This is a genomic window from Ruegeria sp. CK1 (assembly GCF_056536545.1).
Genome location: NZ_JBQFPX010000002.1, coordinates 541,732 through 563,677 on the forward strand (window position 1 = coordinate 541,732; position 21,946 = coordinate 563,677).

Below are 21,946 nucleotides of genomic sequence, written 5' to 3' on the forward strand. Positions count from 1 at the left end.
CATGATGCGGCCTTTTTCTTTGGTGTCACGCCGGATTATTTCTGCTTTATGCGACCGTCCAGATAGGGTTGATACGGTGCGTTTTCAGCCAAGTATTCAGCCGTTACATCGGCCAAGTCAGGTCCATAATCATAGGCATTCTTGTCGTCGCCTGCGAACATTGAGTAGCCATCACCGCCGTTGCGGACATAGTTGTTTGTAACTACCAAATAGGTGGCAGCCGGATCAATCGGAACAAACCCGTCCCCTTCGGCGACCATGACTTCGGTAATGCGACCCTCATTCGGCGCAACAGAAGGGTCCCAAGTGAACGTCAAACCCGCGACCTGCGGAAAGCGGCCTTTGACCTCTTCAACCTGGCTTACACCGTTTTCCAGTGCGTCTATGACAGTCTGACCACTGATTTCAAAGGTCGATAGCGTGTTCTGGAAGGGCAGCACTGTCAGCACCTCACCCATTGTCACCTCGCCCGGATCAATCGAAGCCCGCAGCCCGCCCGAGTTTGCAATCGCGATCTGAGCGCCCTGATCCGCAACCCGCGCCAACATTGCGTCAGCCACCAGATTGCCCATTTCACATTCCTGCACACGGCAAACAGAACGATCTCCTTCAATAGCGGCTGCCGAACTAGCGACTACGCGCTTTTTCATTTCTTCAATTGGGGCGCCCATTTCTGCCACGCGCGCGGCGATATCGGCATCCGGTTCAACCGAAGCGTCCAGAAGAATAGGTTCCCCTTCCGCAGAGATCAGATTGCCATCATCATCGAAGGTCAGCGTTACTTCCCCCAGATATTTGGAATAGGCATAAGCCTGAACGACCGGCACATCACCGACCATCAACGGGTACGAACCGGCTGCGCCTTCCTGCGTGTTGGACAACAGGGTGTGGGAATGCCCACCAATCACAAGATCAAGACCGGACACCTTTTCCGCGATCTCAATATCCTTAGCCAACCCGACGTGGTTCAGTGCAATGATGATATTGACGCCTTCAGCCTGCAGCGCCTCAACATCTGCTGTCAGGCTTTCAATTTCATCCTGAAACACCACATCCTTGCCGGGGCTGGACGTGTCGACCGTATCGGTGGCCAGTGCGGAGACTATGCCAATTTTTTGCCCGTCAACCTCAAGCACGAGGTGATTGTCGACCTTGTCTTTCAGTTCAGTTGAAGAAGACAGATCAAGATTGCCCGAGAGCACCGGAAAACTCACCGCATCAATGAACGTCGCCAGGCCTTCGGGGCCATCGTCGAATTCGTGGTTCCCAACTGCCATGGCGTCATAGCCAATCGCCTCCATGAATTCGGCCTCGGCAGCGCCCTTGTACGTTGTATAAAACAGCGATCCTTGAAACGGATCGCCAGCATCCAACAACAAGACGTTCTGATCCGCCAACTCATCCCGCTTGGTGTCAACCATGGTTTTCAGTCGCGCGACCCCGCCGAAACATTTGCCTTCGGCTTCATCCTCGGCGTCACAGGTCGAGTCGTATTTGTTAATGGACTCGATGCGACTGTGAATGTCGTTCGTATGCAAAATTGTAAGCTTGAATTCGGCAGCGGCCACACCTGCGGTCAGGCCCAGAACCGCAACTGAAGCCAGAAAACGAGTGAACATCTTCATACTCCTTGTATTTGTTTGGCGCGATGGTGCGCTCGCCGACAGGAAGAGTCAAAGGGGGAAATCCAGCTTGATTCTACCCGTCGCGCAAGGCATCAGAGCCATATGCTGATTTACAAGATCTTCCGCGCCGACGAATGGGCCACGTTGCAAGAACAAGGGGCCTCGGACGGTGCGCCGATTGATGTTTCCGACGGCTACATCCATTTCTCCACCGCTGAACAAGCGGCTGAAACTGCGGCCAAGCATTTTGCCGGGGTGGAAGGGCTGACTTTGCTTGCCTGCGAAGCGGACGCCCTGGGAAGCGATCTAAAATGGGAAGTGTCGCGCGGTGGGGCTCTGTTTCCCCATCTCTATCGGCAAATCCGTATGACCGATGTGCTCTGGTCGCGCCCCCTGCCCTTTGATGGACAGTCGCACCAATTCCCCGAGGAAATGGCATGACTACTTTCATCGATCCGGACCGCGCCCAATTCGAGGCGTTCAAGGCGCTGGACCGCGACCATCCGATCGAGATGCTGAATCTGGTGAAATTTCGCGCCCAGGCCGAGTATCCAGTGGGTCATGACCTGGTAAATGCTGGACTGACCGGCGCACAAGCCTATCGAAACTACGGCACAGAAACCGCACCGATCATCGCTCGATTGGGGGCTTCGATCTTGTGGCGGGGCGAATACCAGACCACATTAATCGGTCCGCAGGATGAGAACTGGGATGAGGTTTTTATAGCCCGCTATCCCACCGCCCATGCGTTTTTGGAAATGGTGACGGACCCGGTCTATAAGACCGCCGTTATTCACCGGCAGGCGGCGGTTGAGACCTCGCGCCTGATCCGCTGCGCCCCGGCCCAAGGTGGAGAGACTTTCGGATGAAGCTGACCGAGAAACTTGGGCTTAGCGTCCTACACAAAATGGACCCCGAAGTCGCCCATGGCATGTCGATAAAGATTTTAAAGGCTGGGCTCGCCCCAATGCCAGGGCCTGTCACGTCACCTCGCCTGAAAACTCAGGTGGCCGGTTTGAACTTGCTGAACCCGGTTGGTCTGGCAGCAGGCTTCGACAAGAACGGAGAAGTTCTGAAGCCTCTGTCGCGCGCAGGTTTCGGTTTCATAGAAGTAGGGGCCGTTACACCCCGCCCCCAGCCTGGCAACCCAAAGCCCCGATTGTTCCGCTTGACTGAACACAAGGCTGCCATCAACCGATTTGGCTTTAACAATGAAGGCATGGAGGTCATGGCCCGCCGCTTGGCCGACCGCCCGAAAGACGCCGTGATCGGCTTGAACCTAGGGGCAAACAAGGACAGCGACGACCGGCCCGGCGACTTTGCCAAGGTTCTGGCACATTGCGCCGAACATTTGGATTTCGCAACCGTCAACGTGTCGTCGCCCAATACCGAAAAACTGCGCGATTTGCAGGGCAAGGCTGCTCTTAGTGCTCTATTGGCAGGTGTAGTCGATACGCGTAACCAACTGGCGCGACCAATACCAATCTTCCTTAAGATCGCGCCCGACCTGACCGAGGCCGAGTTGCAGGACATCGCCGAAGTTGCCTCGGAGACCGGCATTGACGCGATAATCGCCACCAACACCACTCTGTCACGTGATGGGTTGCGCGGCGCCCATAAGGACGAAACAGGAGGTCTCTCCGGCGCGCCTCTTTTCCAGAAATCAACGCGTGTTTTGGCAAAGCTCAGCCATCTCACAGAGGGAAAAATCCCACTGATTGGTGTCGGTGGCATTAGCAACGCGGAACAGGCTTACGCCAAGATTTGTGCCGGGGCTTCAGCCGTGCAGTTTTACACAGCGCTGGTCTACGGCGGGATTTCTTTGGCAGCAGAAATTGCCCGAGGGTTAGATGACCTGTTGGCGCAAGATGGGTTTAACAACGTCGCGCAAGCTGTTGGAACTAAACGAGAGGATTGGCTGTGATCGCATACTGGCACAACCCACGCTGTTCAAAGTCCCGCACAGGACTGGCGCTGCTACAGGAGAAAGGCGCGCTAATCGAACTGCGCAAATACCTGGAAGAAGCTCCTTCGGCCGAAGAAATCCGTGCCGTTCTTGGCAAACTGGGTATCGAGCCTGTCGCTATGATGCGCACCGGAGAAAAGCGGTTCAAAGAACTGGGCCTGACCAAGACCTCGACCTCAGAAGAACTGATCACTGCGATGGCAGAAAACCCCATCTTGATCGAGCGCCCGCTTGCCATTGCAGGCGACAAGGCCGCTATTGGGCGTCCGCCTGAAAACCTGTTGACGCTACTCTAAACCACCTGCGCTTCCAGTCTCGGATAGCGCCATCCCAACGTGATAGCGCGCGTGATGTTCAGCACCATAAGCGCGGCCCACAAACCGTGGTTGCCAAATGTCGGCACCAAAACGAACAGTGCAATCACATATATCACCACCGATTGCACCATTGCGTTGCGCATGGCGCGGGTCCATGTTGCACCGATATAGATGCCGTCGAACATCCAACTGGCGACTCCGATAGCTGGCGCCAATGCAGCCCAGATCAGGTATTCCCGCGCGGCAAGCCGAACCTCGGGCGAGGTCGACATCAGGTCGATCAGGGCGGGTCCGGCGAGATAGAATACCGCCCCCAAGGCCAGCGCACCGCCCACGCCCCATTGTGACGCCATGATCGAAGCCCGCCGGACCTGATATCTGTTTTTGGCCCCAACGGCACTGCCGACCAAAGCCTCGGCTGAAAAGGCGAAGCCGTCCAGAGCGAAGGCCGTGATTTCAAGAAATTGCAGCAGCACCTGATTGGCGGCGAGGTTTACGTCCCCCAAGTCGGAACCCACAAACAAAAACGTTGTGAATGCTCCGGTCAGCAACACCGAACGGACCATGATATCGCCGTTCACTTGCATCATCCGACGCAGTCTGGCCGCGTCGAAAATTCGCGGCCAATCGCGCCACTGGTTCCCCCCAAAAGCATCACGGCATAGCCATAGACCCAACGCCAAACCGGTCCATTCCGCGATCAAGGTGGCAATAGCGACGCCCTCGACGCCCCAACCGAGGCCCAATACGAACCACAAATCCAGCACGATGTTTAGCCCGTTCATCCAGACCTGAAGAACAAACACGCCACGAGTTCGCTCAACCGCGATCAGCCATCCTGTTACGGCATAAAGCGCAATCGTCGCTGGCGCTCCCCAAATGCGGATTTGTAGGTAATCGCGCGTCAGCGCTTCGACCTCGGGGCTTGCAGGTGAGAGTGCAAAGGCGCCCCAGAACACCCAAAATTGTGTAAGGATAAAGAACAGGCCCGCTGTTCCGCCCAGTAGCAGCCCACGCATCAATAGTGCGCCGGTCTCTGCCGTGTCACCTGCCCCGCGCGCTTGTGCCGCCAGACCTGTGGTGCCCATGCGCAGGAAACCGAAGGTCCAGTATATGCTGGCCAGAATAACTGCGCCCATTCCCACGGCCCCGATAGGTGCCGCTTGCCCCAACTGGCCGACCACGCCGGTATCAACCGCCCCGAGGATAGGAACAGTCGCGTTAGACAAAACGATCGGAATCGCGATCTTTAACACCCGTTTATGCGTGAGGGGTGCCGTGGCGTCTTGCATGATGGTCTACCCGGCGTCCGGCTTTTTTTGAGGCATCAGGAAATGCCCTGTGGCCTGTGCGATCGGACGGGCATGATTGTCTTGCCACGCCTCGACCCGGACCGAAGCGTAGCGCCGACCGGACCTGCTGACGAACGCACGGGCATACGCATCACGCGGCAGTCCCGAGCGTAAATAATCGACTGTGAAATCAACGGTCTTTGGAAATCTGACCGCGTCAGCGTTTATAAGCTCTTCCGCATCGATCTCACCACTCTCGATGCGTGGAAAGAAGTATTCCCAGCTCAGAGTAATCACGGCTGTAACTTCGAGGAATGCTGCCGTCACACCGCCGTGCAGCGCGGGCAGCAGAGGGTTCCCGATCAGCTTGTCATCAAAGTTCAACACGCCGGTCAGTTCATCCCCTCGCCTGTCAAACGTGATGTTGAGGAAGCGGATATAAGGCACCCCTTCGACAATCGCGTTAAGGGCAGCGTCACGGCGTTGCTTGACAATCTGCATGGGCTCTGGGCGGGCGCGCGCCATCACAAACCCTCCACCGTAAAGGCGCCAGAAGCGGTCGCGACCGGATGGTCCGGATCCTCGTCCATTGCCGTTGCGCGGACAAAAGCCACGTTACGCGTGATGTGATAGCAAGTTGCGTGGGCAGTAATGGTCTGCCCCGGCGTTGCGGCCCGCATGTAGTCGATCCTCAGGTCAATGGTGGCAGTGCCGCCTGGCGCGGATGGATGGCTCATGACGGCGGCGCCGCAGCAGGTGTCCAATGCAGTGAACACTGCGCCGCCATGAATAACACCCGTTCTGGGATCACCGACCAGATCTGTGTTGTAGGGCATTGTGATAGCGGCCTCACCATCACCGATTGTGGTCAGCTCCAGACCCAGCGCCCCGGCATGTGGGATCGCCTCGATAAATCGACGCGCGATCGCTACTTTGTCGACCATGTTGATGTGTCCTTTTGATTTGGTCCTTTATGAGTCTGGGTTTTGCAAAAGAGCAAGACCACCTGTTGCGCTTGTCGCCACGACGCCCTAGTTTGCTGGCGAGGAGACCCAGATGACCGACAACCGTTTGTCATTAAACGAGATGTGCGAAGAGTTCGACGTAACCAAGCGCACCTTGCGTTATTACGAATACATCGAGTTATTGCAGCCGGAACGCGAAGGCCGCACTCGATACTATGGCCCGCGCGAATGTGCACGAATGAAATTGATCATGCGCGGTCGTCTGTTTGGCTTCTCATTGGAAGAGATTCGCCAGTGGCTGTTGATCTACGAGGACCAGGGCGACAAAGCCCAGATGGCCGAATTCATTAAACTGGCTGACCGTCAGATGCCTGAACTTTTAAAGCAGCGTCAGCAACTGGATGAAGCGATGGAAGAACTCCAGCGCTTGCGTGACCAGACAGCAAAGTCTTTGGGCTGACCCCTTAAAGGGTCACACCTTCTTTTTCACAGTATTTGGTTTAGGGGGCCTCCAGTCCCTGACGAAAATTTGTTGTTTGGTCGCAAGGTCTCGGCCCTTTCGCCACGTAATTCCGTTACGTCACACTCAAAATTGCAGGCAATCCGTATCTTGACGCAAGAGGATGTTACGTCACCTTTCAAAGTGACGTAGCGTTTACATTACGTGAACGTCATCTACGTGTTGTAACGTGCGCATCGACTGCGCAACTGACTTTCATAGACGCCAGTGACGAGAGTACTGAAACCATGACCGAAGATCTGATGACCATCCGTGAAATGTGCGAGACATATGATGTCACGCCGCGCACATTGCGATTTTACGAGGCCAAGGAACTTTTGTTCCCGATCCGTGAAGGCCAGAAACGCCTGTTCACCAAACGTGACCGGGCGCGCCTGAAACTTATCCTGCGTGGCAAGCGTTTCGGTTTTAGCCTGGAAGAAATCCGGCAACTTCTGGACCTGTACCACGTTGGCGACCAACAAATGACCCAGATGACTCGTACGTTTGAAATCGCGCGCGAGCGTTTGGCGGATATGGAAGCTCGACGAGAAGAACTGACTCAGGCCATTGACGATTTGAAAGAACAGCTGCGCTGGGGCGAGAAAGTCATCGCCTCGATGAAAAACGAAAAAAAGGCCGCCGAATAGCCCCGTCGGCCCCACCCCGGACATCTGAATTTAAGGGAGCTTCAAATGCCCGTTTACAACGCGCCTACCAAAGACACACAGTTCATCCTGCATGACGTTTTGAAAATCTCGGAATCCGATATTCCGGGATACAGCGAACTGGAAGCCGAATTTACCGGTGCCGTGCTGGAAGAAGCCGGCAAGGTCGCTACGAATGTTCTACATCCTCTGAACGTGGTGGGCGACACAGAAGGCTGCCGTCTGGAAAATGGCATCGTTTACACACCCACAGGCTTCAATGACGCCTTCGAGCAGATGAAAGAAGGCGGTTGGACTGGCCTCGACATGCCGGAAGAGTATGGCGGCCAGAACATGCCCTACGTCATCGGCACTGCTGTGGGCGAGATGTTCTCGGGCGCGAACCAAGCCTTTACTATGTATCAGGGCCTGACCCATGGTGCGGCCTCGGCCATTCTGGCGCATGGTTCTGACGAGCAGAAAAACAAATATCTGCCGAACATGGTCAGCTGCGAATGGACCGGCACCATGAACTTGACGGAACCGCATTGTGGCACCGATCTGGGACTGATGCGCACCAAGGCGGAACCACAGGGTGACGGCAGCTATAAGATTTCCGGCCAGAAAATTTTTATCTCGGCCGGTGATCACGACATGGCCGACAACATCATCCACCTTGTGCTGGCCAAAATCCCCGGCGGCCCCGAAGGCATCAAAGGCGTTTCGCTGTTCATCGTCCCCAAGTTCATCGTGAACGAAGACGGTTCACTGGGTGAGCGTAACGGTGTCTCGGTCGGCAAGATCGAAGAGAAGATGGGCATCCACGGCAATTCGACCTGCGTCATGAACTATGACGAAGCGACCGGCTGGTTGCTGGGTGATGAGCACAAAGGCATGCGCGCCATGTTCACCATGATGAACGAAGCGCGGCTGGGTGTAGGCATGCAGGGTCTGTCTCAGGCCGAAGCCGCGTTCCAGAACGCTCTGGAATATGCAAAAGACCGCTTGCAAGGCCGCGATGTGACCGGGGTGAAAAACCCGGAAGGCCCCGCTGATCCGTTGATCGTGCACCCTGACATTCGCCGCAGCCTGATGGATCAGAAAAGCTTCACCGAGGGCGCTCGCGCGTTCATCCTCTGGGGTGCCACCATGATTGATAAGGCGCATCGCTCGGGTGACAAAGACGCGGACGGGCTGATCTCACTGCTGACCCCGGTTATCAAAGGCTTCCTGACGGATGAAGGCTATGACATGACCGTGCAGGCGCAGCAGGTCTATGGCGGTCACGGCTACATCGAAGAATGGGGCATGTCGCAATACACCCGCGACGCCCGCATCGCGATGATCTACGAAGGGGCCAACGGCGTTCAGGCGTTGGACCTTGTGGGCCGTAAGCTGGCACAGGATGGCGGCAAACACGTCATGGCGTTCTTCGATATGGTCAAAACCTTCTGCAAGGAAAACGGCGGCAAGGACGAAGCCTACGACAAGGCATTCATCGAACCGCTGAAAGCCGCGTCCAAAGACCTGCAGGCAGCCGGAATGTACTTCATGCAGGAAGGCATGAAGAACCCGAATAACGCTCTGTCCGGGTCCTATGACTTTATGCACATGTTCGGCCATGTCTGCCTGGGCCTGATGTGGGCCCAAATGGCCAAAGCCGCGCAAGAGGCTCTGGATGACGGTGCCTCGGACAAAGAGTTCTATGAGACCAAAATCAACACCGGCCGCTTCTACATGGCCCGCCGTCTGCCTGCCACGGGCATGCATCTGGCGCGCATCCAGACTGGCGCGGATACGGTTATGGCTCTGAAAGCCGCCAACTTCTGATCACACCACGGCTTCGGGGCCCTGCCCCGAGGCCGGATTATTGAAGGAGAGACAATGCCAAAACGCTTTCGCCTGACCCGCCGATTTCCGGTCGCAATGACCGAGGACGGTTATCGAAAGCTCCGCAGTTTTGCCCATGAGGCCGGTCTGGACGAAGGTGAGGCGCTTTCTTTTCTGTTCGAAAACTTCAACAGCGTCATAGATGAGGAGAAACTGACCCGCCGGATGCGCACCTTCAATTCCGAGTTGGAGGCACGCAAGCGATAACCGTTTCATTCACGCCCGCTTTGGGTGTGCGTGTTTTCAGCAAGACGAACTTTGTACCAACCCAACGGGTTCGACTTTCTCGAAATACGCAGATTGCGGCACTGCACCATGCGCCTTGGGAGGGGCAATCGCATGACCATCAAACTTCACTGCTTTGGAGAGAGTGGCAACTCTTACAAAGCCGCGTTGGCTCTCGAGATGTCCGGCCTGGACTGGGAACCGGTCTTTGTCGATTTCTTCAATGGTGAAACCCGCACGCCCGAATACCGCGCCGAAGTCAATGAGATGGGTGAAGCGCCCGTCATGATCGATGGCGATTTCCGCACCACGCAATCTGGCGCCATTCAGGCTTACGTTACTGAAAAGTCAGGAAAGTTCGGAGGCAACAATCGCGAAGAAAACTACGAAATCTTCCGGTGGGTTCTGTGGGACAATCACAAGCTCAGTTCAATGGCCGGGATGACACGGTTCCTGGCGAACTTTCTGCCCGAGAAGCACCGCAACGCGGACGTGATTGCCTTTAACCAAGGACGGCTCAAAGCAGCCTACCAAATATTGGAAAGCCACTTGGACGGTCGGGATTGGATCGTTGGCGATGGCGTCACCAACGCCGATATCAGCTGCTGTAGCTATCTGTATTACCCCGAACCTTTCGGCTTTGACCGCGCCGACTGGCCCAAAATCGACGCTTGGCTGACACGCATGTCGGAACAGCCGGGCTGGAAACACCCCTATGACCTGATGCCCGGCAACCCGTCGGATCGAGCTTGAGGAGAAGACCTATGACCGAAGCTTATATTTATGACGCCCTGCGCACGCCGCGCGGCAAGGGCCGCAAGGATGGCAGCCTGCACGAGGTAACCTCGGTGCGCCTGTCCGCCCTGACCCTGAACGCAATAAAAGAGCGGAACAATCTTGAGGGCCACGCCGTGGAGGACGTTATTTGGGGTAACGTCACACAAGTGATGGAACAAGGCGGCTGTCTGGCACGTTCGGCAGTCCTGGCCTCTGACCTCGACCAGTCAATCCCTGGGCTGGCGATCAACCGCTTCTGCGCCTCAGGCATGGAGGCCGTGAACCTGGCGGCGAACCAGGTCAAAGGCGGCGCAGGTGAGGCGTATATCGCAGGTGGTGTCGAGATGATGGGCCGCGTGGCCATGGGCAGCGACGGTGCTGCGATTGCTGTCGATCCCACGCTTGCTATGGACACCTATTTCGTGCCTCAGGGTATCTCGGCTGACATCATCGCGACTGAATACGGTTTCGACCGCGACCAGGCCGATGAGCTGGCCGTTGAATCGCAAAAACGCGCTGCGAAAGCGTGGGAAGAGAACCGGTTCGAAAAGTCGGTCATCACCATCAAAGACCAGAATGGCCTGACCATTCTGGATCGTGACGAATACATGCGCCCCGGTACCGATATGCAGAGCCTTGGCGCGCTGAACCCCTCATTCCAGATGATGGGTGAACAGATGCCCGGCTTCGACAAGGTGGCGATGATCAAATACCCGCATCTTGAACGGATCAACCACATCCACCACGCGGGTAACAGCTCGGGCATTGTGGATGGTTCTGCCGCTGTTCTGATTGGGAACAAAGAATTCGGTGAAAAGTACGGCCTGAAGCCGCGCGCGCGCATCAAAGCTACTGCCAAGATCGGCACCGACCCGACCATCATGCTAACCGGCCCGGTTCCTGTGACCGAGAAAATCCTTTCCGACAACGGCATGCAGATCGGCGATCTGGACCTGTTTGAAGTGAACGAAGCCTTCGCCTCGGTCGTGCTGCGTTTCCAGCAGGCGTTTGATGTCGACCCGGCGCTGGTCAACGTGAACGGCGGCTCGATCGCGATGGGTCACCCGCTGGGCGCAACCGGTGCAATGATCATTGGCACGCTGTTGGATGAGCTTGAGCGCCAGGACAAGGAAACCGGTCTAGCCACGCTCTGCATTGCGTCGGGCATGGGTGCCGCAACCATTATCGAGCGGGTCTGATGCCCAAGCTGGATCTCTCTCAGATCCCGTTCAAGGGCGGCTCGTCCTATCCGGGCAAGCTGGCCGAGGCGACCGCTGGTCGTTTCGTGCAGCGCATCGGTGATGCAGGCGGGCTAACCCAGTACGGGGTCAACATTGTGCGGCTTGAACCGCAGGGCCTCTCCTCGCTGCGCCACTACCACATGGAGCAGGACGAGTTCGCCATCATGCTCAGCGGCAAATGCGTGCTGATCGATGACGATGGTGAGCATGAGATGCTGCCCGGCGACTGCGCGGCTTGGCCTGCAGGTGAGGCCAACGGCCATCACCTTGTAAACAAGACCGATGCGCCTGCGACCTTTCTGGTTGTGGGCACACGGACCCCGACCGAGACCGGCTATTACAGCGATATAGACATGATGGTGAAGGATGATGAGAACGGATTCTCTTTCACCCGGAAAGACGGCAGCCCGCTGACGGCTGACCAGATTGGAGATGACGATGACTGATTTCACTCTGAGCAAAGACGCAGACGGCGTCGCCTTCGTAACCTGGGATACCCAGGGCAAGTCCATGAACGTCCTGAGCCGTGAAGCGTTTCAGGAGGTCAGCCAACTGATCGATCAGGCGCTGGGCGACGACGAGATCAAAGGGATCGTCATCACTTCGGGCAAAGAAGGCTCTTTCGCCGGTGGCATGGACCTGAACACGCTGGCCACCATCCGTCAGGAGGCCGGTGATGAACCGGCGCAGGCGTTGTTCGATTTCGTCATGGGCGGCCACCACATCCTGCGCAAGATGGAATTGGCTGGCATGGACCCCAAGACCAAGAAGGGCGGCAAGCCGATCGCCTGTGCCATCAACGGCACCTGCGCTGGGATCGGGACTGAGATCGCTCTGGCCTGCCACCACCGCGTCATGACCAGTAACCCAAAGTCCAAGATCGGCCTGCCCGAGATTCTTCTGGGCATATTCCCCGGTGGCGGCGGCACAATGCGTTTCAGCCGTATGGTGGGCGCAATGGCGGCAGCCCCTGTCCTGCTGGAAGGCAAGATGATGGACCCGAAGAAAGCTAAAGGCGCACAGTTGATCGACGCGGTTGCGGACGACCCGGTCGCAGCGGCTAAGGAATGGGTTCTGAACGCCAAGGACGCCGATCTGGTCAAGCCTTGGGACGCCAAGGGCTACAAGATGCCCGGTGGAGCGCCCTACCACCCTGCCGGCTTCATGACCTTCGTTGGCGCCAACGCGATGGTGAACGGAAAGACCCAAGGCGCCTTCCCGGCGGCAAAGGCACTGCTGAGCTCGATCTATGAAGGTGCACTGGTCGACTTCGACACCGCCCTGAAAATCGAGGCGCGTTGGTTCACCAACGTCCTGATGAACCCGTCCTCTTCGGCGATGATCCGTTCGCTGTTTCTAAACAAAGAAGCACTGGAGAAAGGAGCGGTCCGTCCAAAGGATGTCCCGGATCAGCGTGTTCAGAAGGTCGGCGTGCTGGGTGCTGGCATGATGGGGGCTGGTATCGCTCTTGTCTCGGCTCAGGCGGGGATGGAGGTTGTTCTGATCGACCGTGATCAGGAAGCCGCTGACAAGGGCAAGGCCTATAGCGAAAGCTACATGGACAAAGGCATCAAGCGCGGCAAAGCCACGGCTGAGAAGAAAGAGGCCTTGCTGGCCCGCATCACCGCGACCCCTGATCTGGAGCATCTTAAAGGGTGTGACCTGATCATCGAAGCAGTATTCGAAGATCCCGGCGTCAAGGCCGAGATGACCAAACGCGTTGAAGCGATCATCCCCGAGGATTGCATCTTTGCCTCGAACACTTCGACCCTGCCGATCTCCGATCTGGCGAAAGCTTCTGTGCGGCCCGAGCAGTTCATCGGGATCCATTTCTTCTCACCCGTTGAGAAGATGTTCCTGGTCGAGATCATCAAGGGCAAGCAAACCGGGGATCGTGCTGTTGCCAAGGCTCTGGACTACGTTCGCGAGATCCGGAAAACACCGATCGTGGTCAACGATGCGCGTTTCTTCTACGCCAACCGCTGCATCATCCCCTACATCAACGAAGGTGCGCGCATGATCACCGAGGGCGTCAACCCCGTTCTGATCGACAACGCCGCGCGTCAGCTGGGTTTCCCAGTTGGTCCGGTTCAACTGACCGATGAGACTTCGATTGATCTGGGTGCCAAGATTGCGCGAGCAACTAAGGCGGCGATGGGTGATGCCTATCCGGATAGCCCCTCGGACGATCTGATCTTCTGGATGGAGGAACAGGGCCGTTTGGGTCGCAAGGCCAACGCAGGCTTCTTCGACTATGATGAGAAGGGCAAGCGCGTCGAATATTGGAAAGGTCTGCAAGACAAGTATCCGCTGGCCGCCGAGCAGCCTGATCTGATCGAAGTGCAGGAACGTCTGATGTTCGCTCAGGTTCTGGAAGCGGTCCGTGCGCTGGAAGAAGGCGTTCTGGAAGACATCCGCGAAGGTGACGTGGGCGCGATCCTGGGCTGGGGCTTTGCGCCATGGTCGGGTGGCCCTCTCAGCTGGCTGGACATCATTGGCACGCCCTACGCGGCCGAGCGGTGCGATCAGTTGGCCGAGGCCTATGGCGAGCGTTTCTCTTGCCCGCCGCTGCTACGTGAGATGGCCGAAAAGGGCCAAAGCTTCTACGGGCGCTTCAGCACGGAAGCAAAAGCCGCCTAAATAGAAACGCTGGCGCATGCCCCCATGCGCCAGCGTCAAGCTGTCTCAGATACAGCTTCCCATTCAGATCATCATAACCGGACGTCCTGGCCGCCCCGGCCGACGCGCCCCTCTTACTGGCCTCATTGGCACAATGGGGTGATCAAATACAGGCGCAGGTAGCGATCCCAATGAATTCGCTAACACTCCGATGTCGGCGCAACGCGCCGTAAGGTTGACCAGATTCGCTGCGGTCTCGGGCTCGACCACCTCGTAAGATGAGCTGCCCGACCCAAAGCGACCTGCGGGGCAAAAGGCACGAAAACCACCTTCGATATAGATAATTTCATCCTGATCAAAGAACAGGGTGCTGATGTCGAAACAAGAAGCTGGCACATCCGAAATGATGCGGAACGCACCGCACAGAAACCTCGCCGACACGATAGGCAAACTAACCGGCAGTTTAACCGGATCATGGATCAATTTGGTGTTGTCCAACGCCATGCCTTGCTCGGGCATCAACCATACAGGTCTTGCGTTAAACGCTTCATGCGCTGGCACGCGAACAGGCATGTATTCTGCCTTGGTTTCGCCCGGCTGAACTGTAATCGTATCCGTCGCAACGCGGCTTACCGGTTTGAACCCGTTATCCAACGTCCGCACGGACTCCCCCGGCTGAAGTTCTTCTACCGGCTTCCAACCGCCCCTTGTGGACACCTTGGTCCCATGAACCAGACCACCTCGGCGAGCGTTCAATGCCATCTGCTGCTGTCGGCTGTCCCTAAATTCAGGATGCTCATTAAACTCAAAAACACTGTCAACTTTCAACAAGAACCAAACCCACTATTAACACTAGACAACTGGAGCAAACGTTAACACAAGTTGAACAGGGTCGACTTATTTTTGACACATTAAGGTCAGTTTTTCGGCTTTTTCAGCCCAAAAATGCATTAAATGGCAACATAATGCCTTCTAAATCTTACATTGTTTATTATTTGGAAACTATTAGATGTCAGCACGATCAAAGGCATATCCGAATCTCGAGATGTCCTCACTGCAAGACTTTGCGACCGCAAGGGCGGCTTTTTCCGAATAGTACCATCGATAATCTTTGCGGTGATTGGACCTGTTTAGATGAGGCAGAGCCACACGAAAGCCAAGTTGGTCAAATAATGGTGCCGCTTCCTGCTCGAAGCACTCGAGCCGAATGTAAAATTGACACTGCTCTGCCCCATCAGCGCGGGTCATATATCGTTGTGCCGGGTTTTTTCGAAATGACTGCGCCACCGTAGGGTGCAAGACAAAACCTTCGAAGGGTAAGTTTCTGGCCAAGGAAACTACCGGATGCTGAAAGCTTTGCCCCTTCAGCCAGTGGTAATAGCTGACAACTCGGTCCCAAGGATTGCGAACCAAGGTAAAGGCAGTCAGGGCCTGCAATTCCTCAATTGACAGAACCCCGTCAATATCCGCCAGCGTAGAATGTTTCCACAGCCGCCCCCTGCTAGTCAGGGTCTTGGCTCGTTTGCGGCGTTTCAAGGCTTTGGGTGTGTCTCCGATCAGAATGTCATCTTTCATTGCTCGTTCTTCCAACGCGTGCGCCAATGAGGTGCCACCCGTCTTTGGGATATGGACGAACACATATCGCCGTCCACGTGAAATGATCATGCTTTCTGCTCCAACGCAGCATTGCGCCGTGACCGCCAGCCCAGCAATGCCCCTGCCGCGGCGATCAGCCCGATCCCAGCGATCTGCATGACACCTATCGTTTGCCCTAGCGCCACCCAGGCAAACAGAGGGCCAAAAACCATCACCGAATACTCAAAAACTGCCACGTATGAGGTCTCGCCTATCTGATAGGATTTGATCAGCATGAAAACTGCGATAGTGGAACCAACCGCCTGCACAACAACCCATTTCAGGGCGGGTTGCATTTCCCAGACCATACCGCGTGTGACAAAGCCGTCAGGCATGGAATGCAGTACAAACGAAAACACGGCCAATCCGATTGCCCCTGCCAATCCTAGTGTAGCGATATTTGCCGCAAGCAGTGCCACCGTACTTTCTTGCGCGCAATGACTTCGTGTTATGATGGCACTCAGGGCATAAAAGAACCCTCCGGCCACAGGAAGCAGCGAGAGTGCATCAAAATCGTAAGGGTTGGGTTGCAATACGCACAGAATACCGGCGAACCCGATCAGCACCGCCAAAATGCGCCACGGTCCAATCTTTTGCCCCATTGCGAGTGCTGAAATCAGCAAGACAAAAATCGGTGACGTAAACAGCCCCGCCAAAGCTTGCGCGATTGGCATAAGCGCAAGTGAGGCAAAGTAGAACAGCATTGCCAGCGTGATCAGCACACTGCGCAGGATGACTGGCAAAATCCGCTGAGGTCGCAATGTGCCCATACCCAATAGCGATAGACCGGCGATCAGCGGCAGCATCAGTAGGGCGCGACTAAAGTGAAACTGCCAAAGACCAATCGTCTCGGCCAGCAGGATCACCACATTGTCTATTACACCGATGATCGCCATTGCGCTCACCATCAGGACCGCGGCCAATATCGGTGAGGTCTGTGTCTCCGCCTGCATTCTGCGCCTCGGTCGCTAAGTGGCGCGCCGGACTAATTTGCAGCGCGTCATGATATCCAGCACATTTTTGAAACGGCACGCAACAGGTTTGCGCCTTTAGAAATTACCATGCTAAGCTGAAACAAAATAATTACGAGCAACCCTCACCTTGAAGACGGCATTTAAACAGTACGAACGGATCGAAGCCACCGGTCTGTGGCGCCCTTCGCCGGATGTTCAACGGCGGGAGGTTGTGGTCTCGATTGGCGAGGCAACGTTGACGATTTCGGATTTCAACGAACAAGCTTTGACTCATTGGTCTCTGGCCGCGCTGGAACGTCAGAATCCGGGCAGTTTTCCAGCCATTTTCAACCCGGATGGCGACCCGGACGAAACGCTGGAACTGGAAGAATCCGAAACCACAATGATCGAGGCCATCGACCGCCTTCAGCGCGCCATTGACCGGGCGCGCCCTCATCCCGGTCGATTGCGTTGGTTCAGCGTCGCAGGAGTTGTGGCCGCCGTGGCCGCATTGTTGCTTCTGTGGTTACCAGTCGCGTTACAGAGTCACGTCGTGTCCGTCGTTCCTGACATCAAACGCAAGGATATTGGCAACACGATCCTACAGCGGATCGAGCGGGTCTCGGGCAGGGCATGTACGACCGAAGGGGCGCAAGCTGCATTGGATCAACTGGCCGCACGCACCGGCGTTCAAAAAATCGTCGTTCTGCCCGCAGGTGTTCAAACCAGCCTCAGCCTGCCGGGTGGGATTATTCTGCTAAATCGCGCAATGGTCGAAGATCACGAAGATCCTTCGGTCGCCGCTGGATACATCATCGCCGAACGCGCACGGGTCGAGGCGCAGGACCCGTTGGACGATTTACTGGACCGAACCGGCCCGACCACCGCTTTCCGATTGCTAACGACCGGAGAGCTAACACCTGAAAACATTGACTCCTACACCGAGCAGGTTCTGTCGGAACCACGCCCGACCCTTCCTGACGATGATTTGCTGGAAGTCTTTGCGCAAGCCGCGCTGCCCTCGACGCCCTACGCCTACGCGGTGGATGTCACGGGCGAGACCGTGCTGGGCCTGATCGAGGCCGACCCGATGGCGGGCCGCCCTCTTCAGCAGGTTCTTCCGGACCGCGATTGGGTCCAGTTGCAAAGCATTTGCGGTGAATAGCCTACTTGGTGCCAAACATACGGTCGCCCGCGTCGCCTAAGCCCGGCATGATGTAGCCTTTGGAATTCAGCTGTCGATCAAGTGCCGCGGTGACAATTTTAACATCAGGATGCGCCTCTTTCATGCGTTCCACGCCCTCAGGTGCGGCCAGCAAGCAGAGAAAGCGGATATCGGTGGCGCCAGCCTCTTTCAGCAAATCAATTGCAGCCGCCGAGCTATTGCCAGTTGCCAACATCGGATCGACGGCAATGACCAGACGGTCCTTCAGCCCTTCAGGTGCCTTGAAATAGTACTGGACCGGTTTCAGCGTTTCCTCATCCCGGTAAAGACCGACAAAGCCGACACGCGCTGATGGAATCAATTCAAGCACGCCATCCAGCATCCCGTTCCCGGCCCGCAGGATCGAGACCAACGCAAGTTTCTTACCTGCCAGAATGGGGGCGTCCATCTCCTCCATCGGGGTTTCGATGTGCCGAGTGGTCAGCTTCAACTCACGCGTGACCTCATAGGCCAGAAGCAATGTGATCTCACGCAGCAATTGACGGAACACAGCAGTCGAAGTGCCCTTATCCCGCATGAGCGTCAGTTTGTGTTGGACCAACGGGTGGTCAACGACGGTCAGGTGTTCGCTCATGTTCTCTCCAGTCTTTTCTTGACCCGCGCACGGGTGTCTTCATCACAAAAAGCAGCCGCAAGGGCCGTGTCGTTCAGTGCGGCAAAATCCTCGGCCTGCCAGCCGAAGGCTTGGCTCAGCATCTCATATTCGCGCCGCATAGTGGTATGGAAAAACGGCGGATCGTCGGTGGAAACGGTGACTTTAACGCCTGCGTCACGCAAGTTCGCGATCGGATGGGCATCGAATCCCGGAAACAGACCCAGTACCACATTTGAACCGGGACAAACCTCAAGCGTGACCTCGCGGTCGATCAATTCGTGGACAAGGTCCGGGTCTTCGATAGCGCGGACACCGTGGCCGATCCGTTCAACCCCAAGACTACGGATTGCATCGCGCACACTTTCTGCGCCACCAAACTCACCCGCATGGGTGGTCAGCCGCAGCCCAGCCTCACGCGCGCAATCAAATGCCCATTGAAAATCACCCTGCGTTCCCATGGATTCATTGCCGCCCATGCCAAAGCCAGTGATCCAATCCCCAGCGGTTTCAGCTGCGCAACGGGCGCTGATCTTTGCTTGTTCGGGCCCGAAATGGCGCACGCAAGTGACAACACCACGCAGAGTTATGTCGAACTTGCGCTCGGCTTCCTCGGCGGCATCCTGAATGGCGTTCAGGTAATCGCGCCACGCACTAAGGTCTCCACCTCCGCAAAAATCGGGACTAAGGAATGTTTCCGAATAAACCACCCCATTCTCCGCGCTTTCCTCGAGGATGGCTAAAGTCAGACGTCGAAAGTCTTCCGGCGTTTTCAGCACTTCGCAAGCGGCCTCATAGACGCTTAGGAAATGGGCAAAGTCGCGGAAGTCATAGCTGCCGTCGGGCTTGAAAATCCCGCTCAGGTCGATCCGCTTTTCATGGGCAAGCTGTCGGATGAACGCGGGAGGTGCTGCGCCTTCGTGATGTAGGTGCAACTCAATCTTGGGCAGGTCTGCGACGGTCATAAAAAACTCTTTCCCGGTCCTTGCGCCGGAATGTTGAGGTGGTGCGCAATACTGGCGGCTACGTCTGCGAAATTCACGGCACCAATTTCCCCAGTGCCCTGCCCGGCGATCAGCACGGGCACTTGTTCGCGCGTGTGGTCAGTACCGATCCAACTGGGGTCATTGCCGTGATCTGCAGTCAGCAACAGCAAGTCTCCGGGTCGCAAACGCGACAGGATCGCGCCGATTTCACGGTCAAACCATTCCAATGCACGCGCGTATCCACTTATGTCACGACGATGACCATAGAGGCTGTCAAACTCGACGAAATTGGCGAAGGTCAAGCTACCCTCTTCGGCCTCATCGATCAGATCGGACAGATGCTTCATCAGTTGTGCATCCGACCCTTTTCGCAGTGTATCGATCCCTTGCATCGAGAAGATGTCGCCAATCTTGCCCACGGCATGCACCCGCCGCCCCGCATCTTGCGCCCAATTGGTCAGCACTGGCGCGGGCGGTAGGATCGCGAAGTCCTTGCGATTGGTCGTACGCGTGAAGCCCTCTTCCACGAAGCCAACGAACGGGCGGGCAATGACCCGCCCCACCTTCATTTCATGCAAACGCGGTGCCAGTTTCTGGCACATGTCGAGCAGGCGCTCGAGGCCGAAGCTCTCTTCATGCGCGGCGATTTGAAAAACGCTGTCTGCCGAGGTGTAGCAGATCGGCCAGCCAGTTCTTAAATGCTCGGCCCCCAGTTCGGCAATGATGGTGGTGCCCGAGGCGTGGCAATCGCCCAGAATACCCTCTGTTCCGGCGGCTTCGGCGGCGGCGCGGCTCAGTTCAGTCGGAAAGGCCGGCGTGGTATCCGGGAAATAGTGCCAATCCCACGGCACTGGTAGCCCGGCCAATTCCCAATGGCCCGAAGGCGTATCCTTGCCTGGCGAATACTCGCGCGCGCAACCCCAAAGCCCGATGGGGTCTGCGTCCAATCCCGGCGTGAGTGCGTCCGAGGCCAACCGAGTAGCCGCCCCCAGCCCGTGCGCATCCAGATTTGGCAAGTACAGCGGGCCCGACCGCCCATTTTCCGCCCGACCTTCGGCACAGGCTTGCGCGATGTGGGCCAGCGTGTTTGCCCCGACATCGGGTGTCTCTCCATTGAAAAAACGGTCTGCATCTGGCGCACCACCGATACCAACCGAGTCCATGACCACAAGAAACGCACGGGTCACGGCGTTATCCTTTCGTGGACAAGTGTGGGCTCCAAGGGTGCGTCAGGTCCAATCGTGATCGCGTTCAATACCGCATCTGCAGCCCTACGTGCGGCATCTTCACGGGCCGCATGAACAACCGCCAAGGGCATACCTTTGGCCATCTTGTCACCAAGCCGGACAATATCCGACAAACCTACCGCCGGGTCGATCACGTCATCTTCGACCTGCCGCCCACCGCCCAGCGCCACCACGGCCAAGCCCAACGCTTCGCCATCTATTGCGGTGACATAGCCGCCTTCAGGGGCAGACACCTCAAGAATAACGCTGGCTTCGGGCAAATAGCGCGCCCAATTGTCAACAAATTGCAGTGGCCCGCCCATTGCAGCCAACATACGCCCGAAACGCTCGGCTGCGCGCCCATCGCGGATTACGTCCGTGATCTTGTCGCGCCCCTCGTCAGCCGTCGCAAACATACCGGCATCGGCCAACAAAACCCCACCCAATTCCGCAGATATCTCGGCCAGCGGAGCGTAATGCGCCTTGGTCAGAACATTCATCACTTCGGCTATTTCCAACGCATTTCCCAACGCAGGTGCCAAAGGCTGGTGCATATCGGTGATTACCGCCGAAGTCCGGCAACCTGCTGCATTCGCAGTTTCCGTCAGTGCCTTGGCCAGTTTGCGTGCATCCTCCAGAGTTTTCATGAAGGCACCGCTGCCGACTTTGACGTCCAGCACCAGCGCCTCGGGGCTGGCGGCCAGCTTCTTCGACAAGATTGACGCTGTGATCAGGTCCAGGCTTTCCACTGTCGCAGTGACATCCCGGATCGCGTAGAGCCGCTTGTCCGCAGGTGCAATCTGCCCGGTCGCGCCAACGATAGCAGCACCAGTATCGCGCAGGATCTGGGTCAGTCTCTCTTGCCCGATCTGTGTACTAACGCCCGGAATAGATTCCAGTTTATCCAGCGTGCCACCGGTATGCCCCAGTCCACGGCCCGAAATCATCGGGACATAGGCCCCCAGTTCTGCCAGCGCGGGCGCCAGTACCAGACTAACGCAGTCGCCCACCCCCCCGGTCGAATGTTTGTCGACCACGGGACCATCGAAATTCCAGCTCAGCACTTCCCCACTGTCTCGCATCGCGACAGTTAGGTCGGCACGGCCTTGCGCCCCAAGCCCGCCCATACAAACAGCCATGGCAAACGCCCCGGCCTGCGCATCGCTTACACCCCCATCAGCAAGTCCCTGCGCAAACCATGTCAGTTCGTCTGCGCTCGGCACCTGTTCCCGGCGCAGCTTGGCAATGATCGAACGGGCGTCCATG

The 21,946-nt window shown here is 56.8% G+C and carries 24 protein-coding genes; 13 read left to right on the forward strand and 11 right to left on the reverse strand.

What is annotated here, in order from left to right:
- Window positions 1-35 precede the first annotated feature (35 nt).
- A complete protein-coding gene (locus ACR0L3_RS09235; protein WP_480745410.1) occupies window positions 36-1,619 on the reverse strand; it encodes a bifunctional metallophosphatase/5'-nucleotidase in 1,584 nt (527 codons plus the stop codon).
- 108 nt (window positions 1,620-1,727) lie between these two features.
- Here ACR0L3_RS09235 and ACR0L3_RS09240 point away from each other — a divergent pair, with 108 nt between their 5' ends.
- The 4 genes from ACR0L3_RS09240 to arsC are packed head-to-tail and all read left to right on the forward strand — an operon-like array spanning window position 1,728 to window position 3,887.
- Entirely contained in the window at window positions 1,728-2,066 is a 339-nt protein-coding gene (locus ACR0L3_RS09240; protein WP_480745411.1) for a DUF952 domain-containing protein, read from the forward strand.
- Window positions 2,063-2,494: a DUF1330 domain-containing protein gene (locus ACR0L3_RS09245; RefSeq protein WP_480745412.1), complete on the forward strand. Its 432-nt coding sequence runs from the start codon at window positions 2,063-2,065 to the stop codon at window positions 2,492-2,494. The genes ACR0L3_RS09240 and ACR0L3_RS09245 overlap by 4 nt, the downstream gene beginning before the upstream one ends.
- On the forward strand, window positions 2,491-3,549 hold the full coding sequence (locus tag ACR0L3_RS09250; RefSeq protein ID WP_480745413.1) for a quinone-dependent dihydroorotate dehydrogenase: 1,059 nt from the start codon (window positions 2,491-2,493) through the stop codon (window positions 3,547-3,549). Before ACR0L3_RS09245 ends, ACR0L3_RS09250 begins: the two co-directional genes overlap by 4 nt.
- Window positions 3,546-3,887, forward strand: a complete 342-nt coding sequence (arsC, locus tag ACR0L3_RS09255) for an arsenate reductase (glutaredoxin) (protein ID WP_480745414.1) — start codon at window positions 3,546-3,548, stop codon at window positions 3,885-3,887. The genes ACR0L3_RS09250 and arsC overlap by 4 nt, the downstream gene beginning before the upstream one ends.
- Here arsC and ACR0L3_RS09260 read toward each other — a convergent pair.
- Genes ACR0L3_RS09260 through ACR0L3_RS09270 form a run of 3 tightly spaced genes read right to left on the reverse strand, consistent with a single transcriptional unit; the run spans window position 3,884 to window position 6,144 of the window.
- The gene (locus tag ACR0L3_RS09260) at window positions 3,884-5,200 is read right to left on the reverse strand and encodes an MATE family efflux transporter (protein ID WP_480745415.1); all 1,317 of its coding nucleotides are present in this window, start codon (window positions 5,198-5,200) and stop codon (window positions 3,884-3,886) included. The two genes, arsC and ACR0L3_RS09260, sit on opposite strands and share 4 nt — an antisense overlap.
- A 6-nt stretch (window positions 5,201-5,206) precedes the next feature.
- Window positions 5,207-5,725, reverse strand: coding sequence for a PaaI family thioesterase (locus tag ACR0L3_RS09265; protein ID WP_480745416.1), 519 nt, complete (start codon window positions 5,723-5,725; stop codon window positions 5,207-5,209).
- Window positions 5,725-6,144, reverse strand: coding sequence for a PaaI family thioesterase (locus ACR0L3_RS09270; protein ID WP_480745417.1), 420 nt, complete (start codon window positions 6,142-6,144; stop codon window positions 5,725-5,727). Before ACR0L3_RS09270 ends, ACR0L3_RS09265 begins: the two co-directional genes overlap by 1 nt.
- A gap of 112 nt (window positions 6,145-6,256) precedes the next feature.
- Between ACR0L3_RS09270 and ACR0L3_RS09275 the strand changes: the two genes are divergently transcribed.
- The 8 genes from ACR0L3_RS09275 (at window position 6,257) to ACR0L3_RS09310 (ending at window position 14,084) form a co-directional block, all read left to right on the forward strand.
- On the forward strand, window positions 6,257-6,625 hold the full coding sequence (locus ACR0L3_RS09275; RefSeq protein WP_480745418.1) for a MerR family transcriptional regulator: 369 nt from the start codon (window positions 6,257-6,259) through the stop codon (window positions 6,623-6,625).
- A 287-nt stretch (window positions 6,626-6,912) separates the two neighbouring features.
- Window positions 6,913-7,314: a MerR family transcriptional regulator gene (locus ACR0L3_RS09280; RefSeq protein ID WP_068332361.1), complete on the forward strand. Its 402-nt coding sequence runs from the start codon at window positions 6,913-6,915 to the stop codon at window positions 7,312-7,314.
- A gap of 45 nt (window positions 7,315-7,359) precedes the next feature.
- On the forward strand, window positions 7,360-9,141 hold the full coding sequence (locus ACR0L3_RS09285; RefSeq protein ID WP_480745419.1) for an acyl-CoA dehydrogenase C-terminal domain-containing protein: 1,782 nt from the start codon (window positions 7,360-7,362) through the stop codon (window positions 9,139-9,141).
- Window positions 9,142-9,195: 54 nt separating this feature from the next.
- On the forward strand, window positions 9,196-9,408 hold the full coding sequence (locus tag ACR0L3_RS09290; protein ID WP_480745420.1) for a hypothetical protein: 213 nt from the start codon (window positions 9,196-9,198) through the stop codon (window positions 9,406-9,408).
- Between the two features lie 132 nt (window positions 9,409-9,540).
- Window positions 9,541-10,179, forward strand: coding sequence for a glutathione S-transferase family protein (locus tag ACR0L3_RS09295; protein WP_480745421.1), 639 nt, complete (start codon window positions 9,541-9,543; stop codon window positions 10,177-10,179).
- An 11-nt stretch (window positions 10,180-10,190) separates the two neighbouring features.
- Window positions 10,191-11,402 carry an acetyl-CoA C-acetyltransferase gene (locus ACR0L3_RS09300; protein ID WP_480745422.1) on the forward strand — a complete coding sequence of 404 codons (1,212 nt, stop codon included), beginning with the start codon at window positions 10,191-10,193 and terminating at the stop codon, window positions 11,400-11,402.
- The gene (locus tag ACR0L3_RS09305; RefSeq protein ID WP_480745423.1) at window positions 11,402-11,890 is read left to right on the forward strand and encodes a cupin domain-containing protein; all 489 of its coding nucleotides are present in this window, start codon (window positions 11,402-11,404) and stop codon (window positions 11,888-11,890) included. Before ACR0L3_RS09300 ends, ACR0L3_RS09305 begins: the two co-directional genes overlap by 1 nt.
- The gene (locus ACR0L3_RS09310) at window positions 11,883-14,084 is read left to right on the forward strand and encodes a 3-hydroxyacyl-CoA dehydrogenase NAD-binding domain-containing protein (protein WP_480745424.1); all 2,202 of its coding nucleotides are present in this window, start codon (window positions 11,883-11,885) and stop codon (window positions 14,082-14,084) included. The genes ACR0L3_RS09305 and ACR0L3_RS09310 overlap by 8 nt, the downstream gene beginning before the upstream one ends.
- A 63-nt stretch (window positions 14,085-14,147) precedes the next feature.
- Here ACR0L3_RS09310 and ACR0L3_RS09315 read toward each other — a convergent pair whose 3' ends face one another.
- The 3 genes from ACR0L3_RS09315 to ACR0L3_RS09325 form a co-directional block, all read right to left on the reverse strand.
- Window positions 14,148-14,825 (reverse strand): Hint domain-containing protein, encoded by a 678-nt coding sequence (locus ACR0L3_RS09315; RefSeq protein ID WP_480745425.1) that lies wholly within the window; start codon window positions 14,823-14,825, stop codon window positions 14,148-14,150.
- Between the two features lie 243 nt (window positions 14,826-15,068).
- Window positions 15,069-15,728, reverse strand: coding sequence for a sulfotransferase family 2 domain-containing protein (locus ACR0L3_RS09320; protein WP_480745426.1), 660 nt, complete (start codon window positions 15,726-15,728; stop codon window positions 15,069-15,071).
- The gene (locus ACR0L3_RS09325) at window positions 15,725-16,651 is read right to left on the reverse strand and encodes a DMT family transporter (protein ID WP_480745427.1); all 927 of its coding nucleotides are present in this window, start codon (window positions 16,649-16,651) and stop codon (window positions 15,725-15,727) included. The genes ACR0L3_RS09320 and ACR0L3_RS09325 overlap by 4 nt, the downstream gene beginning before the upstream one ends.
- 148 nt (window positions 16,652-16,799) lie before the next feature.
- Here ACR0L3_RS09325 and ACR0L3_RS09330 point away from each other — a divergent pair, with 148 nt between their 5' ends.
- Window positions 16,800-17,816, forward strand: coding sequence for a hypothetical protein (locus ACR0L3_RS09330; protein ID WP_480745428.1), 1,017 nt, complete (start codon window positions 16,800-16,802; stop codon window positions 17,814-17,816).
- Between the two features lies 1 nt (window position 17,817).
- On the opposite strand, the gene upp is transcribed toward ACR0L3_RS09330, so the two are convergent.
- Genes upp through ACR0L3_RS09350 form a run of 4 tightly spaced genes read right to left on the reverse strand, consistent with a single transcriptional unit; the run spans window position 17,818 to window position 21,945 of the window.
- Entirely contained in the window at window positions 17,818-18,450 is a 633-nt protein-coding gene (gene upp, locus ACR0L3_RS09335) for a uracil phosphoribosyltransferase (RefSeq protein WP_480745429.1), read from the reverse strand.
- Entirely contained in the window at window positions 18,447-19,433 is a 987-nt protein-coding gene (locus ACR0L3_RS09340; RefSeq protein ID WP_480745430.1) for an adenosine deaminase, read from the reverse strand. Before ACR0L3_RS09340 ends, upp begins: the two co-directional genes overlap by 4 nt.
- Window positions 19,430-20,641, reverse strand: a complete 1,212-nt coding sequence (locus ACR0L3_RS09345; protein WP_480745431.1) for a phosphopentomutase — start codon at window positions 20,639-20,641, stop codon at window positions 19,430-19,432. Before ACR0L3_RS09345 ends, ACR0L3_RS09340 begins: the two co-directional genes overlap by 4 nt.
- Entirely contained in the window at window positions 20,638-21,945 is a 1,308-nt protein-coding gene (locus ACR0L3_RS09350; RefSeq protein ID WP_480745454.1) for a thymidine phosphorylase, read from the reverse strand. Before ACR0L3_RS09350 ends, ACR0L3_RS09345 begins: the two co-directional genes overlap by 4 nt.
- Between the last annotated feature and the right edge of the window lies 1 nt (window position 21,946).